We start from the raw sequence: 16,022 nt of genomic DNA, 5'->3' as shown, positions 1-16,022 counted from the left end.
GTTGTCCCAGAGATGGCAGCCGAACGGCAGAACCACTCTGGGGATACCGCGAGAACGTGGCCGTCGATGGGCTACACCGACGCCGTGCTCTCGACCGCCGCCAGGGTCGCCGCGTTCGTGCTCGCCTTCGCCAGCGGAGCCTTCGGAACGACGGTTCTCGGCGTGTTCCTCGTCGGCTTCGCGTGGGTGGTGACCTCCGGTTCGCGGTCGTGACCAGCGCTGTCGCCGGCGCAGTGGCCGCGGCCGGCGTGCTCGTCGTGACGCGACGGTAATGGCCGAGCACCTGAACTGGTGCTGACATCCTCATAGTCGAGCGCCTGAACTGGCGCTGACATGGTCACTCGACGAGCGCCCGTACTGGCGCTGACACGGCTACTCGACGAGCGCCGAAAGCAATCCGATCGCGACGCCCTTGTCCAGCGGTTCGTTGGCGTTGCCACAGTGGGGCGACTGCACGCAGGCCGGACAGCCGTCCGAACAGCCACAGGCGCGCAGCATCTCCAGAGTCCGCGAGGCGAGATTGCCGATCTCCTCGTAACCGTTCTCCGCCAGCCCGACGCCGCCGGGATAGCCGTCGTAGATGAAGATCGTACTGCGGTCGGTGTGCGGGTGGATCGGCGTCGAGAGCCCGCCGACGTCCCGCCGATCACAGAGGAACTCGAAGGGGAACAGCGAGATCATCGCGTGCTCGGCGGCGTGGATCCCGCCCGCGAAGTCGCCCATCGTCTCCAGACGGCGGGTCAGCGCCGACGGGAGCGTGTAGTACAGCGCCGTCGTCTCCAAGCTCGTCTCCGGCAGGTCAAGCGTCTCCCTGCCCAGAACCTCCCCGGACGACCGGTCCCGGCGCTCAAAGCCCGTGATCTGCTTGTGCATGGTCACGTCCGCGAGCCTGACAGTGACGTCCTCGCGGGTCGGAAACGGCTTTTCTTCGCGGTCGCGGTCGACGGTGATCTCCTTGTCGTGCAGGACCTGCGTGTAGTGGCCGGCGTAGGTCCGCTGGAGCGTGGCGACGTCGTGGCGCAGATCCAGGTCCGTCACCTCGTAGCTCGTCCCCTGATGGTGATAGATCGCGCCGGGGTGGGCGTCCCGCAGGGCGTCACCGAACGGCAGCGTCGCGATCGGATCGTCGCGGCCCCGGGCCTGCAGGACGATCTCCCGGTCTTCGGCCGTCCGCAGTGACATCTCGTGTTGGGGGCTGCCGTCGCCGGCGTAGGTCCAGCGGATCCCCTCAGCCGTCGTCCGGCGATCGAGTTCGCCCGCGGATTCGAAGTCGGCGACCACGTCCGGAAACCGCTCGCCGAAGTACCGGTCGTCGCCGGGATGCAACCAGTTCTCGCGGGCGGCCGCGAGCACGTGTTTCGGCAGGATGTGCTCGTTTTCGGGGTTCGCGATGGCGCGTTCTGGATCTTGTTCGAACAGCGCGTCCGGATGGGCGAGAAGATACTGATCGAGCTGGTCCTCGCCGGCGACCAGCGCGACCAGCGCGGGATCGGTCCCCCGGCCCGCGCGTCCGGCCTGCTGGAAGGCGGCCATCCGCGTCCCCGGATAGCCGTCGAGCACGACCGCGTCGAGGCCGCCGATGTCGACGCCGAGTTCGAGCGCGTTCGTGCTCCAGAGCCCGCGGATCGATCCCTCCCGGAGCCCGGTCTCGAGTTCGCGCCGTCGCTCGCTCCGGAGAGCGGCCTGATAGGCACCGACGCCGCTCGCCAGGTCGTGCTCGCCGCGTTCGCGCAGCGCGTCGGCGCTCTCGGTCGCGTACCGCTCCGCGACCTGTCTGGAGGTGGTGAACACGACCGTCTGGAGCCCGCGCTGGAGGAGATTGACGAACAGTCGCTTGGCCTCGGTGTGGCTGGACTTGCGGCGACCGCTGCCCCAGCCGCCGCCCTCGTACTCCGGAGGGTTCCACAGCAGCCAGTGGGTCGGCCCCGTCGCGGCGCTGCTCCGATCGACGAGCGTGAACGAATCGGCGTCCCGGCCCGTGACGGTCGCGGCGTGCTTGACGGGGTTGCCGATCGTCGCCGAACAGCAGACGTACTGGGGGTCGCTGTCGAACCGACGGGCGACGCGATCGAGCCGTCGGGTGACGAGCGCGATCTGGCTGCCGAAGACCCCGCGGTACTCGTGGACCTCGTCGAGGACGACCGTCTCCAGGCGGTCGAAAAACCAGTCCCACAGGCGGTGGGCGTGAGGCAAGATCCCGTAGTGGAGCATGTCGGGCGTGGTCAGCAGGACCGTCGGCTGGCGCTCGCGCACCCTGCGTTTTTCGGTCTTCGAGAGTCGACCCGTGTAGCGGTCGACGGTCACGCCCGAGGCGAACCCGAGTCCTCGCGCCCACTCGGAGAGTGTCTCGGCCTGATCGTTGATCAGCGCGACCTGCGGAGCGACGTACAGCGTCGTCCGCCGGCTTTCCAGAGCGCGCTCGAAGGCAGGCACGGTGTACGCCAGACTCTTGCCGCTGGCGGTCGGCGTCGCCAGCACGACGTCGTCGCCGCCCCGGACCGCTTCGATCGCGTCGGCCTGGTGGCGATAGAGGGCGTCGATACCGGCCGATTCGAGAACGCTTTCGACTCGGGTGTCCAGTTCGACGTCGGCGAACGAGGCCTCGCGACCCTCGAGCGTCCGTTCGGCCGCGATCTGCCCCTCGTAGTAGGGCCGATCGCGGAGCCAGTCGATCGTCTCGTCCACGCCCGGTCTATCGGCGAGAGCACCAAATCGGTTCCGCCAGTGTGAGGGGAGTGGCAACCAACCCCATCATATCTGTCAGCCGACAGTCACGCGACGAAGAACACGTAAACGAGGGCGTAACTGCCGAGGGCGACAGTAACGCAGCCGAGAGCGACGAAGGCAGCCTCGAACGGCGACGGATACCGCTGGAGGAACCGGTCGATATCGATCGACGGGACGTAGACTCGCGGCGGGCTGACCCACGAGAGGCGGACGTAACGGAGGGGGCTCCAGCGCGTGATCGGGGGGTACCGGAGCCGACGCGTCAGCGCGGAGCGGGTGTTCGGGAACGCCGCCAGCGCGCCAGTGGCCGCGCCGACCCCGAGGATCGTGAGCACGAAGTGATAGGATACGTCCAGCGTCGGGGGTGCGAGCACGACCGCCGCGACGCCGTAGACGACGCCGGCCACGGCCCGGGAGTCCAGCAGCGCTGTCAGCGACTGATCGGCGACGCGCGCGACCGCGACGGCCGCGAGCCAGACGACGCCCAGCTCGAGTGCGAACGCACCGAGCAGGTGGATCGTCGGGTCGGCGTGCAACAGGACGATTGCCTCGAAGACCTGGACGTCGAAGGGATAGAGCAGCCGGGGCGGATCGCCTGTCACCAGATCTCCCCAGGGGTGTGACAGCAGGCCGGCAGTCGCGACGAGCGCGATCGTCGAGCCGGACAGGTCGGTTCGCGTACGGGCCAGTCGGGCGACGATCAGTCCCGCCGCGACGAACGTCCCGACGACGACGGCGCCGGCCGGCCCGCTGTAGGTCCAGGCCACCCAGACGAGCGCCGAGAGAAACGCCCCGGCGATCCCCCGGACAGCGAGCCATCGGCGGGACGTACTCGTCCCGGCCGCCCACGCGCCGAAGGCCGGACCGGCCGCGAGCGCGATCGGGAGCGAATGCGTGATCGAGCGGTGGACCCCGCGACTGGCGTCCCAGAACACGCTCGGTCGAGTCAGCGTCTCGACGCTCAGCCGACTCAGATCGAGCGCCACCGCCGTGTAGATCATATCGACGTCGGGGATCGCGGCGAACCCGCCCGCGACGAAGCCGAGCGCGAGCGCGCGACGGGCGGGCCAGCCTCGCCAGTCCGCGATCAGCACCGCGAGAGAGAACGCCAGCAGCGCGTGCCCGACGAACATGGAGTCAGTACGAGGACTGGCCGTATAAGTTTCTCGCGGACTGGAATGTGCTATCGCATCTCTCGATGGGGTGTCGCTCCTGAATGCGATCGGCCGTGCCGACCACCGATATGCGACACTTTTTGACGGGCGGTAGCGTAGAGTGACATATGTACGTCCGGGACGCCAAGAACCGCGAGGAGGTCTGGTTGCTGGATCGGATCGAAGAAATGGGCCTGGACGAGACGGCCTTTCGATCGCGCGATTACGTCATCGCTATCGACGAGGAGACCAACGAGAAGGCCGGCTTCGGTCGGATCCGGATCCACAAGACCGACGAGGAGACCGTCTGTGAACTCACGAGCATCGGCGTCCTCGAAGCGTGGCGCGGCCAGGGTGTCGGCGCGCACGTCGTCGAGCGACTCGTCCAGAAAGCGGGCGATCAGGACTTCGAGGTCGTCTACTCGCTGACCGACCAGCCGGAGTACCTGGCCCAGTTCGGCTTCGAACCGATCGACGAAAGCGCTCTGCCGGAGAAACTCCGCGATCGGCTGACCGAGAAACGCGAAGGGGTCCAGCCCGACGCCGTCCCCACGCGTCTGCGCGTCGAGGACTTTCAGGTTCCGCCCGGCCGCCGCGAGGCGTTCAAGGCGGCCGACGCCGAGGAGGACGACGAACCGACCGAATCACCCGAGGACTTCGGGATCGACCCCGACGAGGCCACCTACAAATACGACACCAGCTAGGCCGAGTGCGACTGCGACGGCTTGAGGGGGAAGTTATTTTATTCGTGGATCGCCTACCGATGCACGATGAGCGACGAGGGGGTAGACGAGAGCAAGCGGGCGACACTCCGGCGGTTCGCGGCACTCGGGACCGCAGGGTCGATCGCTCGCTTCGCGGGTGGGGCCGACGCCGCGACCGGCGATTCGGACACTCGTGACGCGATCGTCGGCTATCTCGAAGCGACGCCCGGCGCTCACTTCTCGAAGCTCCGCGACGACCTGCACCTGGGGACCGGCGAAACGCAGCACCACCTCCGGCAACTGCTCGAGTCCGGCGCGATCGAAAGCCACGAGGACGGAGACTACCGGCGATTCTTCCCCGCAGGCCGGTTCGACGACTTCGAGAAAACCGCGCTGTCGTACCTCCGTCGGGACACGGTCCGCGGCATACTGATTGCGCTCCTCGAAGAGCCCGAGTCGTCGGGCAGTGACATCGCAGAGGCGGTCGGCGTTTCCCGACCGACGGTCAGCAAGTACGCGGGTGAACTGGAAGCGGTCGGGCTACTCGACCGGACTGACGGCTACCGGCTCGTGAATCCCGAGACAGTGCTGCTGTTGGTCGTCAGATACGCCGATTCGTTCGACGCGGACGCGGAATCGTTCGCCCGGGACGCCGCATCGGTTGTCACCTACGACCCGTGATCGGCCCTGGCGGATAACCGGCAAGCGACCAACGATGGGGCATCTTTTTGCTCGCGGAGGGCCGACTCGGGGGTATGGGAACTGACGCTGACGCTATCGAGTTCGGTACCGACGGCTGGCGAGCGACGCTCGACGTGTTCACGACGCCGCGCGTTCGGATGGTCGGTCAGGCTGTCGCGACGTATCTGGACGGGGACGGTCCCGTCGCGGTCGGCTACGACGCGCGGGACAGTTCGCGGGGATTCGCGGAAGACCTCGCACGGACGCTGGCCGGCAACGGGATCGAAGTCCTGCTGAGCGAGCGGGATTGCCCGACGCCCGTGGTCGGCTGGGCCGTTCGCGATCACGACCTGGCCGGTGCGCTGATGGTCACCGCCAGTCACAACCCGCCGAACTACAACGGCGTGAAGTTCATCCCCGAAGGGGGCGCGCCGGCACTGCCCGAAGTGACCGACCGACTCGAGGAACTGCTCGCCGAACCCGAGACCGTCCCGGAGCTGGATCACGGCTCGGTCTCCGAGACCGACTTCGTCGAGCCGTACCTCGAACACGTCCTGGAGTTCGTCGACGCCGACCTCTCGGGGTTGACTATCGCCTACGACGCCATGCACGGCAGCGGTCGGGACGTGACCGGCGACCTGCTGGAGCGGGCCGGTGCGGACGTGATCGAACTCCGGTGTGAACGCGATCCGGAGTTCGGCGGCACGCCCCCGGAACCGGAGGCCGACCGCCTGCACGACCTCATCGAAACAGTCACCGAGGGTGAGGCCGATCTGGGGATCGCAAACGACGGCGACGCCGACCGAATCAGCGTCGTCACGCCCGAGGAAGGGTTCCTCGACCCGAGCCTCCAGTACGCCGTCCTCTATGAATATCTGCTCGAAGACGGATCCGGACCCGCCGTTCGGACGGTCTCGACGTCGAGCATCCTGGACAAGGTCGCCCGCGCACACGGCGAGGAGGTCTTCGAGACGGCGGTCGGGTTCAAGTGGGTCGCCCAGGCGATGGAAGATCACGACGCGCTCATGGGCGGCGAGGAGTCCGGTGGGTTCGGCATCACGAGCCATTTGCGCAACAAGGACGGCGTCCTGATCGCGCTGCTTGCGGCCGCTGCCGAGGCCGAACGGCCGATCGACGACCGGATCGCCGAGATTCACGACGAGCACGGCCACGTCTTCCAGGACCGCATCAGCGTCGCCTGTCCCGACGCGCGCAAGGACGGCGTCCTCGAAGAACTCGACGGTGCGCTCCCCGACGAACTCGCGGGCGCGGCGGTCGCAAGCGTGAACACCGTCGACGGGTTTAAGATCACCTTCGAAGACGACACCTGGGTGCTGGTCCGTCCCAGCGGCACCGAGCCCAAGCTCCGGGTCTACGCCGAAGCCGACAGTCCCGAGCGCGTCGAAGCGCTGCTCGATGCCGGCCGCGATCTGGTCGAACCGCTCGTCTAGGTCGTCCGGACGCCGCGATACCGTCCCGATTGCTGCTCCTGTATTTCGAATCCGAGTGCCTCGTAGAACGGCCGCGCCCGGTCGTCGAATTCGGCGATGACACGCTCATGATGGTCAAGTAGCGTCTCGACAAGCATCGTCCCGATCCCCTGCCCCTGGCGGCGCTTGCGTACCGCGATCGCGTCGATTCGGACCCCCTGATCGATCGACTGTGCGACGACGGAACCGACGATTCGCCCGTCGTCGACGGCGACGAGCACCCGGTCGTTGTCGATACGCTGTCGAACTAGTCCGGGGTCGGTTTCGAGGACAGCGGCGTCGAGAATCGACGTGGCGGGCTCGAATTCGGTCGGTTTCGCCTGTCGCACACGGACCATCCTAGCCACCCTGAACGAGTCTGAGGACCTGCACGCGATCGACCTCGACGGACTGGTCTTCGGGAACCGGCTGGCCGTCGACGACGATCGAGACCTCGTGGCGGCTGTATTCGAGCGGCTCCAGCAGATCCGCGTAGGTGCCGTCCGCCTCGAGTTCGATCTCGTGGGTATCCTCGCCGACGACGTCGACGGTGACGCGCATACGTGTGGATTCGTGCCAGCCCACATGAGCGTAGCGTTCTCGCAACTCGCTTCGCTCGTCCTCGCGGCTCGCGGGTCGTCTCTCCCCGCTCGCTTCACTTCGAGGACTCGCTTCGCTCGTCCTCGCGGCTCACGGCTCCGTTGTCACCGCTCGCTTCACTTCGAGGACTCGCTTCGCTCGTCCTCGCGGGGTTTATCACCGACCGGGGCCACACCACGACCATGAGCGAGGGCGAGTCAGCGTCGCGGGCGGGCCGCGAGGAAGTCTGGATCGAGAAATACCGTCCCCAGACTCTCTCGGAGGTCGCCGGCCACGAGGATATCATCGAACGACTGCAGAGTTACGTCGACCGAAACGACCTGAGCCACATGTTATTTTCAGGTCCTGCAGGTACGGGAAAGTGTGTGACTGGTGACACACCGGTACTCACGAACAGTGGGCTATACCAAATCGAAGATATTGTCGGCGACGCCAATGGTTTCGAGCCGGCACCCTCCTCACTGCAGGTGTTATCATTCGCCGACAGTGGGAAAATGGAGTACTCGCCCGTGTCTCACCTGTACAGTGATCACGCCGAAACGGGGATCCGGATTACGAGCAGGGATGGGACAGAGATGACGACCACTCCAGAGCATCGGTACCTCGTCATCACCAATGACGGGCTCTCGTGGCAACCGGCCGCGGATCTCGAACCCGGAGATCGTATCGTCCGGCCGCTCCATGCACCACTACCCGAAACCGATACTGACCTTGACTGGCTCCAAGCGCTTGATGGGGACCGCACTCTCGTTCATGTCTCTGAAACGTTCGCACGAGAGCATGATATTCCGCCCGAAGAGCAGTTCGTCGGGCAAAAGAAACAGATCATTCGTGGGTTACGATTAGACCAAACTCCGAAAGAAATAGCTTCGCGTACTGACGTGACGCGTAAATATGCGACAGCAGTGCGCCGCCGAATTGACTCCGACACCCTCGAAACTCAAAGCACTGTCTGTTCGCTCTCATACCTCCGTGACCTCGACGTTGCGCAGTCGCGTCTGCAAGACCACATCATCGCAATCCAGCGCGTTGCCACTTCGAACGGTCGTCGTTCCCCGCCTATTTCACCAGTCTGGGAGGTTTCCCCAGAGATCGGCGAATTTCTGGGGCTCGCTGTGAGTGAAGCGCAAATAGAAGACGGGCGAATCAAGTTCTACAACACTGACGAGCAATTACTCGATCGGTTTGAATCACTCGCGCAACGCCTATTCGGGATCGAGTCAAAACGAGGAACGCAGAAAGACGTTCCATACGTTGGTATCAATAGCCGATCGTTGACCGCGTTCCTTGAATCCTGTTTCGATGTCTTTCCGGCAAAAGGTGAGTCGGACCGTGCTATCGGGAATCGTCTGACTCGAGCTGACGAGAAGACGAGGCGTCGATTTCTACGAGCTGTGTTCGATGCCGAAAGTCACGTCTCAAAGAACGGTATTATCGAACTCTCACAGAAAGACGGGCGGCTCATTACGCTGTTGTCATATCTGCTCGCGGGTTTCGGGATTCCAAGCCGCCGGAAGACCAAACACAAAGCGGCAACAAACGGGAGCGGGACCGAACGCCAGTATGAGACGTTGTTGATATCTGGCGCATCCCATCTAGCTCGGTTCGAGGACGAAGTCGGATTCTCGATTGACTACAAGCGCGAGGCACTGACACGTCACGCTTCGAAGGAGGGGAATCCAAATCACGACACAATGCCTGTTCAGACGGCAGTCGATAGCCTCTGTGACGAACTCAACCTCTCGAAGTCGGCGCTAGTTCCGAAGTCGTTGAACCCTGAAACGCCGGGTCGTGAGCGATACCGCCACGCGCTTGATGACGTCATCGAAGCCGCTTCCGAGCGTCTCGAAGCAGCGCAAGAAGTGAGAGAGACGCTAGTCGCTGTCCGGCCGACAATCCAGAAAGTGTCGTCGGTGCCGATCCGATGGGCCGAGACACGACACGCGCTTACCGAACGATCTGCCCAGTCAGCGGTTGCGGAATCAACTGGTATCAGTGCTTCCCGGCTTGCGGAATACGGGACTGGAGACCGGAACCCATACGCTGGACGAGCGTTCGACTTACTCGAAAAGCTCGACGCCAACGACTATCCAGATATTGGCGAACTAAAAGCGACGCTCCGGGGCGCCGTCGATTCTCTCGATCTCGAGTACAGTGCCATCGCCAACGGAACGCATCTTCGGGGAACCGATATCAAGAACCTCTTGACGAACAACGACCACTCGATCAAGTCGCTGACCCGGTTCGAAACAGTGGCGACTCGTATCGACGAGATGGCCTCGGAAATGCTGTCTGCAAAAGCTGTCGAACTAGTCGCTACGCTGGACACACTCGCAACAGCCAGGTTGTACTTCGACGAAGTGACGGAAATTGAAACCGTCGACGAGCCCATTCACGTATACGACCTCACCGTTCCGACACATCGTAATTACGTCGCTGGGGAAGTGCCAACAGTTGTTCACAATACGACTTCCGCCATGGCGATCGCCCGCGAGCTGTACGGCGACGACTGGCAGGACAACTTCCTGGAGCTGAACGCTTCCGACCAGCGCGGGATCGACGTCATTCGCGACCGGGTCAAGTCCTTCGCGCGGACTTCTTTTGGAGGGTACGAATATCGTATTATATTCCTCGATGAGGCCGACGCACTTACCTCCGAGGCGCAATCAGCGCTCCGCCGGACGATGGAGCAGTTCTCGAACAACGTCCGGTTTATCCTCTCGTGTAACTACTCCAGTCAGATCATCGACCCCATCCAGTCTCGCTGTGCCGTCTTCCGGTTCTCGCCGCTCGGTGACGACGCCATCGAAGAGCAGATCCTCCGGATCGCCGAGGCCGAGGGAATCGAGATCACTGACGACGGCGTCGAGGCGCTGATCTACGTGGTCGGCGGCGACATGCGCAAGGCGATCAACGGGCTACAGGCCGCTTCGGTCACCGGCAACGTCGTCGACGAGGACGCCGTCTTCAAGATCACCTCGACGGCCCGTCCCGAAGAGATCACTGCGATGGTCGAGCAGGCGCTGGACGGCGATTTCACCGCCGCGCGGTCGGAACTCGACCGACTGCTCACCGATCAGGGCATCGCCGGCGGAGACATCCTCGATCAGATCCACCGGTCAGTCTGGGAGTTCGATGTCGGCGACGAGGCCGCCGTGCGGATTCTCGACCGCGTCGGCGAGGCCGACTACCGGATCACCGAAGGCGCGAACGAGCGTATCCAACTCGAGGCGCTGCTGGCGTCGCTCGCGCTGGAAGACTAATACTGCCGGCTGTAACTTTTCGAAATGATTCGGCACGACGTCGTGCCGAATATCTTTACGAACTTACAGCCGGCAGTATAAGGCGACTGCGTCGCCCTCTTCGATCCTGCTCTGGTCTCCTGAACGATCGGACCGACGGTCCGGTTCGGCCGGTTCGAAACCCTTAGCCGTCCCGACAGCGGAACGAACAGTATGGTACACAGCGACTGGGGAGACTGGCTCCCGCGTGCGATCGAGGACGCCGACCCCGAAGGCGTCGCGATCTGGTATCTCGGGTGCAATGGGTTCGTCCTGAAGGCCGACGACGGCACGACGGTGTTCGTCGACCCTTATCTCGGGACCGGCGACCCGCCTCGCACCGTCCGCATGATCCCGGTGCCGTTCGATCCCGAGGACGTCGGCCCCGTCGACGCCGTGTTCGCGACGCACGAACACACCGATCACGTCCACGGCGAATCGACCGGCCCGATCCTCGAGGATTCCGGCGCACCGTTCTACGGACCGGACGACAGCCTCGCCGCCGCTCGCGAGGCCGGCTGGGACGAACGGTGGGCGATCAGCGACGACCAGTTCGTCGAAGTGAGCGAGGGCGACACCGTCGAACTGGGATCGCTGACGATCACTGTCGAGCCCGCAAACGATCCCGACGCGACCCATTCCGTCGCTTACGTCTTCGAACACGAGGCGGGGACGTTCGTCCACGGTGGCGACGCCAGGCCGGGTGCGTTCGAGCCTGTCGGGGAAAACTACGACATCGACGCGGCGGCGCTGGCATTCGGCAGTGCCGGGATGATCCGCGACAAGCAGACCCGCGACCCCAAGTACACGAAGTGGTACAACGACGAAAACGAGATTATCGAGGCCGCCAACGAACTTCAGGTCGAGACGCTCGTGCCGACACACTGGGACATGTGGAAGGGACTGAACGCTGACCCGACCGTGTTGCACCACCACGCCCGGAGTTTCGAGTACCCCGAGCAGGTCAAGGTTATCGAGATCGGCGATCGAATCGATCTCTAGCGGTGCGGGCTTTGCTGGGCGGACTTTTTCCCACGGGAAGACGGTCGCGCTCACTGCGTTCGCGCGCTGCGACTTCCGGGGTTCAAATCCCTCGGTGACTTTCACCGCTCACGTTCGTTCGCGCAGAAGAGCCAGGGACGGGATTTGAACCCGTGAACTCCCGATTACAAGTCGGGTGCTTGGACCACCCAAGCTCCCCTGGCGCACGTGGTGGTAGTGGGGTGAGGGTTTAAGGCGTATCGTTTTCGACCGACTTTTCGTAGGTAACACGATGGGGACGGTAGCCGCGGTCGCGGTAGAACTGTCGGGCCGACTCGTTGTCCGCCATCGCTTCCAGTGAGATCGCGTCCGCCCCGGCCTCGATGAGCGCGCGCTCCGCGGCTTCGAGCAGTCGCGTTCCGATTCCCTCACTGCGCGACTCCGGCTCGACGTAGAGGTTCTGGACGACCCCGCGCTGGACCGACTTCGAAAACGTGCTTCCCTCCATCGTGAACGTGACGAAGCCGACGATCCGGTCGCCGTCTCGGGCGACACGTGCCTGCCCGCCAGCGATCCGTCGTGCGAACGAGTCCCGGATCCGGCTCCGGTTGGTCGCCGTCTGCAACTGCGAGCCGTACTCGCGCTGGCCAGCCGCCAGTTCGAGCCAGCGCTCGACCAGCCGGTCCAGTTCGTCCATCGTCGCTGACTCGATCGTGACCGAATCGAGATCGCTCATGTGTGGCGGTTCATCGCGACTCGCGTACGAGTGCCTGAGATCGGGCAGTTCGACCACTGAATATCGAGGGCAGTACCATCAGACTTCACGGCAGTCCGGACAGAGCAGTTGCCCGTTGAACGAGACCAGATCGGACGTGAGCGCGCCACATCGCTCGCAGATTCCCTGCTCGCTGTAGCCGCCGTCCGCGTCGGCCGGGGCTTGCGATTCGGATTCGAGACGCGCCGGCTCGGCGTTCTGCTCGGAACTGACCTCGCTCGGAGTGAACGTCGTCGCCGCGATCACGTCGCGCTGGGTGAGTACGCCCAGCGGCTCGCCGCCGTTGTCAGTCACGACCAGCATCGTCGCCGACTGGGCGAACAGTTCGTCGACGGCGGCCTCGATCGGCTGGTCGGGCGCGACCTCGGGCACGACATCGGACATGCACTCGGTCACAGCCGCATCGGCACTCTCGTCGCCGACGTGACACGAGAGGGCATCACTCGCGGTGACGATTCCGATCGGCTCCCGACCCTTCAGGACGACTGCCCCCGGCGTCTCCTCTTCGAGCAGTAGTTTCGCCGTGTCACGGACGCTATCGGACCCACTCACCCCCACGTAGTCACGCGTCATCGCCTCCTGAACTGTGACGTCGCCGTTCATACGTGCTATTTTGCGCGATGGCGTCTAAAAGCTACCTGCAGTACGTTTATACGGCTCTCGGACGTATGCTTAATGTTGCCACGGTAGTGAATAGCAGCCGGCGATTCGCCTAGCAGTCGAGTTCGACGTCCGCGCCTGTCGCGCGGCACTCCTCGAGGGCGTGTTTCGCGGCCATGCCGGCCTCGTCGGCGCGGCGACCCTCGCCGACGCCGACCTTGAGTTCGACGCCGACGTCGTCGCGGACGTGTTCGATCGCGTCGCGGTACTCCCCGGTGTCCAGTTCGGGACAGACCGCGATGATGTTGTCGCCGCCGACGAAAAACGAGAGGCTGTCGTAGGCGTGTCGCATGTACTTCATCAGCGAGGCGTAGCCCTGTTCGATCCGGATGAACGTATCGAACTCGTTGAGCTGGTCAGTGTACTTGCCGGTCGCGTCGTTGACGTCGAAGTGTGCGATCCGCAGGTCCTCATCGGTCCGGAACTCCTCGTCGATGTGACGGCCACGCAGGATCTCCCGGCGGGACTTGTCCTGGGCGCTGCCGGCGTCCTGAAGTTGCTCGGTCGCGGTCGCGAGCGCGCTCGCAGGCGTCGTGCCGGTCGCGACGCTCAGGCTCATCGTCACGGGATAGCGATTGCCGACCGATTCCTGAAGGATCGCATGATCGTCCATCGTCAGACCGTTGGAGACGGCCACCATATTGTCGAATCGAGTGAAGAACGTGTAGCCGCCGCGATTACCGAAAAACTGCGAGAGGTCGGCGTAGAGCCGCGACTGGAGCGTCTGGAGGTCGACCTCCCGGCGCGGTTCGGGAGTCACTGTCCAGGGGCCGTAGTTATCGATCTGAATGTGGGTGAGCTGCGTGTTCGTCACAACTGTCCGTGCATAACGGGCCGGCCGATATTGGTGTGTCGATCCGCTACGCTCGTTCGAGTTCGTACGGCCAGTAGCCGGCTTCTCGCATCGCCCGTCCGATCGCCCGGTGAAACTCGGGGAAGTCCTCGAACTCCTCGCTGTCGACGTGCTCGAACACGTCCGCGACGCTGACGACTGTCTCGTAGTCGATTCGCACCGGGTGATCGCCGAACTCCTCGACGTATTCGGTCGCAGTCAGCGGGAAGTCCTCCTCAGAGACTTTCTTCGCGAGGACAGCGTGGCCGTACTTGCGCCGGCCTTCGCTCCCCTCTTCGCCGTCCGGATCGTGTGGCCAGTCCATATCCGCAACTGTCCCGGTCGAGCCAAAAGGGTTGCCCCCGCCGGCCGAAACGAGCGGCGGTCCCCGTCGAGGTGATCACCGGTGAGGGTGCAGGAAACGGCATGATCGACGATCCGGAGTGGCGCGAGCGGATACAGATCGAGTTCCTCGACGACCAGCGCTAACGGCCTGTCGCCTCGTCGATCACGACTTCCGAGCCGACGGAAATCCACTCGCCGCGGGAGTCGGCCGGCGTTCGCGTGTTGACCATGACCCGGTAGTAGTGGTCGAATCGCTCTTCGGGTGCCCACTCCGGGAGCGTCTCGCGGCGCTTTTCGACGAACCGCGTCCGGAATCGTTCGGTCTCGCGGCCGCTGTCGGGGTCGCGTGCGGGCACGACACATCGCTGGCAGGGGCCACGACCCTCGAAGGTCACGTCTCCGACATCGAACCGGACACGCGAGTCGGGACCCGCATAGAGCCGGTCATCCCAGAACGGTGCCGCGTCGACGACGAGGTTCGGGCGCAGGCGACGCCGCATTTCCTCGGGGCCATCGATCTCGTCGAACCAGTCCGCGACGACGGCCAGCGTGCCCGTCGAAATCACGGTCGGGCCGAAATCGGTCGTATCGTCGGGAAACCCCAGACGGTCGTTGGAGACGAGTTCGATCTCGGGGTCGAACCGCTCGTCGAGCCACGCCTGCGCCCGGTCGCGTTCGCGTTCGAGATCGAATCTCGCCGATTCCGATCCGTCGCGCAGCGTGACGATCGTCCCGCTCGTATCGAAGTCGGCGCGGATTCGATGGACTGCTGGCGTCCGCTTGCCGTTGACGTACTCGCCGTCGGCATCGACCATCGCGTACTGACGGTCGCGGGTCAGCGAGCCGCCGGGGCCGACCTGCCCGGTCTCCAGTTCGACCCCGTCGAGGGATTTGATCGGATAGACGTATATCGCGTCGAGTCGCGGCATGTACACCTGCAAGTCGGGCCAAAAACAGTCGATTGCGGTTCGAGCAAATTTGGCTGCAAGCAGTCGTCGCGCCGGATCGAGCTTCGGGAGGCTATGGCGTCCCGGAGTCGTCGGTTTCGTCCGGCTGGACGGTCGCAGTCTCGGCGTGGACGCCGTGGCTCTTCTCCGCACCGGCGATCGCCTTCCCGGCGTAGTAGGTCAGCACGGCAAGCAAGAAGAACGTCGTGAAGACGATCGACAGCTGGATCGTCGAGAGCACCGGGTCGAACGCGAACGGGCCGGGCGCGTACACGAGAAACGCGACGAGGAAGAACGCGAGCATGGCCAGCGGGATGACGTTGACGGTGAGATCAAGCAGCGTGTCCCGATCGAAGATGCGCCCCGACATACCCGTGAGGTGGACCAGCGAGGTAAATAGGTTGTTGGTAGCGGCTAAGCTGTCGGGTGTCGACCGAACTGCCCGGCCGCGCCGGTTGCGATTAGCATGACCCCGGCGGTCGCAATCGCCAGCCCGCGGCTGAGCAGTCGGTGACCGGCGACGTTCGGCCGGTCGATCGAGTCGGCGAGGACACCGAGGTCGAACTGGCCGCCCAGCGCCATCAGGCCCGCACCGGCGATCACGAGCGCGACGCCCATGTACGCCGTCGTCCGCCAGAGGTGGCTCACGTAGTCGGCCTCGGTCAGGATTCCGGCGACACTCCCGCCGAAGAGCAGTCCGCCGCCGACCGCGATCGGGAACGCGCCCAGGAAGAGTCCGAGTTCGGTCAGCGCGAACCCGAGCGCGACGAACACTGGCCAGGGGCTCGCAGTCGGGTAGCGGTCGCTGACGCCCGCTTTCTCGCTCATAGACGCGGTTCGGCTTCGAGCCGAAAAGGCTCACCGGT

General features: G+C 64.4%; 17 protein-coding genes and 1 tRNA gene. 6 read left to right on the top strand and 12 right to left on the bottom strand.

From position 1 onward, the window contains the following. Positions 1 to 12 precede the first annotated feature (12 nt). A complete protein-coding gene (locus HSR122_RS04585; protein WP_229111527.1) occupies positions 13 to 213 on the top strand; it encodes a hypothetical protein in 201 nt (66 codons plus the stop codon). A gap of 159 nt (positions 214 to 372) precedes the next feature. On the opposite strand, the gene HSR122_RS04580 is transcribed toward HSR122_RS04585, so the two are convergent. Together HSR122_RS04580 and HSR122_RS04575 are read right to left on the bottom strand one after the other, a co-directional pair. After that, on the bottom strand, positions 373 to 2,685 hold the full coding sequence (locus tag HSR122_RS04580) for a DEAD/DEAH box helicase (protein WP_229111524.1): 2,313 nt from the start codon (positions 2,683 to 2,685) through the stop codon (positions 373 to 375). A gap of 86 nt (positions 2,686 to 2,771) precedes the next feature. Next, positions 2,772 to 3,860, bottom strand: a complete 1,089-nt coding sequence (locus HSR122_RS04575) for a metal-dependent hydrolase (protein WP_229111522.1) — start codon at positions 3,858 to 3,860, stop codon at positions 2,772 to 2,774. A gap of 149 nt (positions 3,861 to 4,009) precedes the next feature. Between HSR122_RS04575 and HSR122_RS04570 the strand changes: the two genes are divergently transcribed. The 3 genes from HSR122_RS04570 to HSR122_RS04560 all read left to right on the top strand — a co-directional run bounded on the left by HSR122_RS04570 (position 4,010) and on the right by HSR122_RS04560 (position 6,717). Further along, complete coding sequence (locus tag HSR122_RS04570; RefSeq protein WP_229111520.1) at positions 4,010 to 4,585, top strand: GNAT family N-acetyltransferase; 576 nt, start codon at positions 4,010 to 4,012, stop codon at positions 4,583 to 4,585. 66 nt (positions 4,586 to 4,651) lie between these two features. Continuing rightward, positions 4,652 to 5,266 carry a winged helix-turn-helix transcriptional regulator gene (locus tag HSR122_RS04565; protein WP_229111518.1) on the top strand — a complete coding sequence of 205 codons (615 nt, stop codon included), beginning with the start codon at positions 4,652 to 4,654 and terminating at the stop codon, positions 5,264 to 5,266. 74 nt (positions 5,267 to 5,340) lie between these two features. Continuing rightward, the gene (locus HSR122_RS04560; RefSeq protein ID WP_229111517.1) at positions 5,341 to 6,717 is read left to right on the top strand and encodes a phosphoglucomutase/phosphomannomutase family protein; all 1,377 of its coding nucleotides are present in this window, start codon (positions 5,341 to 5,343) and stop codon (positions 6,715 to 6,717) included. Here HSR122_RS04560 and HSR122_RS04555 read toward each other — a convergent pair. After that, the gene (locus HSR122_RS04555; protein ID WP_229111515.1) at positions 6,714 to 7,094 is read right to left on the bottom strand and encodes a GNAT family N-acetyltransferase; all 381 of its coding nucleotides are present in this window, start codon (positions 7,092 to 7,094) and stop codon (positions 6,714 to 6,716) included. The two genes, HSR122_RS04560 and HSR122_RS04555, sit on opposite strands and share 4 nt — an antisense overlap. 1 nt (position 7,095) lies before the next feature. Next, the gene (samp2, locus tag HSR122_RS04550; protein WP_229111513.1) at positions 7,096 to 7,296 is read right to left on the bottom strand and encodes a ubiquitin-like small modifier protein SAMP2; all 201 of its coding nucleotides are present in this window, start codon (positions 7,294 to 7,296) and stop codon (positions 7,096 to 7,098) included. 221 nt (positions 7,297 to 7,517) lie between these two features. Here samp2 and HSR122_RS04540 point away from each other — a divergent pair, with 221 nt between their 5' ends. Further along, on the top strand, positions 7,518 to 10,598 hold the full coding sequence (locus tag HSR122_RS04540) for a replication factor C small subunit (protein ID WP_394355542.1): 3,081 nt from the start codon (positions 7,518 to 7,520) through the stop codon (positions 10,596 to 10,598). A 192-nt stretch (positions 10,599 to 10,790) separates the two neighbouring features. Then, the gene (locus HSR122_RS04530; protein WP_229111512.1) at positions 10,791 to 11,618 is read left to right on the top strand and encodes an MBL fold metallo-hydrolase; all 828 of its coding nucleotides are present in this window, start codon (positions 10,791 to 10,793) and stop codon (positions 11,616 to 11,618) included. A 129-nt stretch (positions 11,619 to 11,747) separates the two neighbouring features. Here HSR122_RS04530 and HSR122_RS04525 read toward each other — a convergent pair. The 8 genes from HSR122_RS04525 to HSR122_RS04490 form a co-directional block, all read right to left on the bottom strand. After that, a tRNA-Thr gene (locus tag HSR122_RS04525) sits at positions 11,748 to 11,821 on the bottom strand. Between the two features lie 26 nt (positions 11,822 to 11,847). Continuing rightward, positions 11,848 to 12,333 (bottom strand): GNAT family N-acetyltransferase, encoded by a 486-nt coding sequence (locus tag HSR122_RS04520; protein ID WP_229111511.1) that lies wholly within the window; start codon positions 12,331 to 12,333, stop codon positions 11,848 to 11,850. Between the two features lie 78 nt (positions 12,334 to 12,411). Beyond that, entirely contained in the window at positions 12,412 to 12,975 is a 564-nt protein-coding gene (locus HSR122_RS04515) for a CBS domain-containing protein (RefSeq protein ID WP_229111510.1), read from the bottom strand. Between the two features lie 109 nt (positions 12,976 to 13,084). Beyond that, positions 13,085 to 13,846 (bottom strand): GTP cyclohydrolase III, encoded by a 762-nt coding sequence (locus tag HSR122_RS04510; RefSeq protein ID WP_229111508.1) that lies wholly within the window; start codon positions 13,844 to 13,846, stop codon positions 13,085 to 13,087. Positions 13,847 to 13,892: 46 nt separating this feature from the next. After that, positions 13,893 to 14,189: a DUF5785 family protein gene (locus HSR122_RS04505; protein ID WP_229111507.1), complete on the bottom strand. Its 297-nt coding sequence runs from the start codon at positions 14,187 to 14,189 to the stop codon at positions 13,893 to 13,895. Between the two features lie 160 nt (positions 14,190 to 14,349). Further along, positions 14,350 to 15,138, bottom strand: coding sequence for an MOSC domain-containing protein (locus tag HSR122_RS04500; protein WP_229111505.1), 789 nt, complete (start codon positions 15,136 to 15,138; stop codon positions 14,350 to 14,352). 91 nt (positions 15,139 to 15,229) lie between these two features. Next, complete coding sequence (locus tag HSR122_RS04495) at positions 15,230 to 15,526, bottom strand: DUF6684 family protein (protein WP_229111502.1); 297 nt, start codon at positions 15,524 to 15,526, stop codon at positions 15,230 to 15,232. 44 nt (positions 15,527 to 15,570) lie between these two features. Continuing rightward, positions 15,571 to 15,984: a DUF7541 family protein gene (locus tag HSR122_RS04490; protein ID WP_229111500.1), complete on the bottom strand. Its 414-nt coding sequence runs from the start codon at positions 15,982 to 15,984 to the stop codon at positions 15,571 to 15,573. Between the last annotated feature and the right edge of the window lie 38 nt (positions 15,985 to 16,022).

This window comes from Halapricum desulfuricans, assembly GCF_017094525.1.
Classification (GTDB): domain Archaea; phylum Halobacteriota; class Halobacteria; order Halobacteriales; family Haloarculaceae; genus Halapricum; species Halapricum desulfuricans.
Note: the sequence above shows the minus strand (reverse complement) of the source record. Positions and strands in the feature narration are given on the sequence as shown.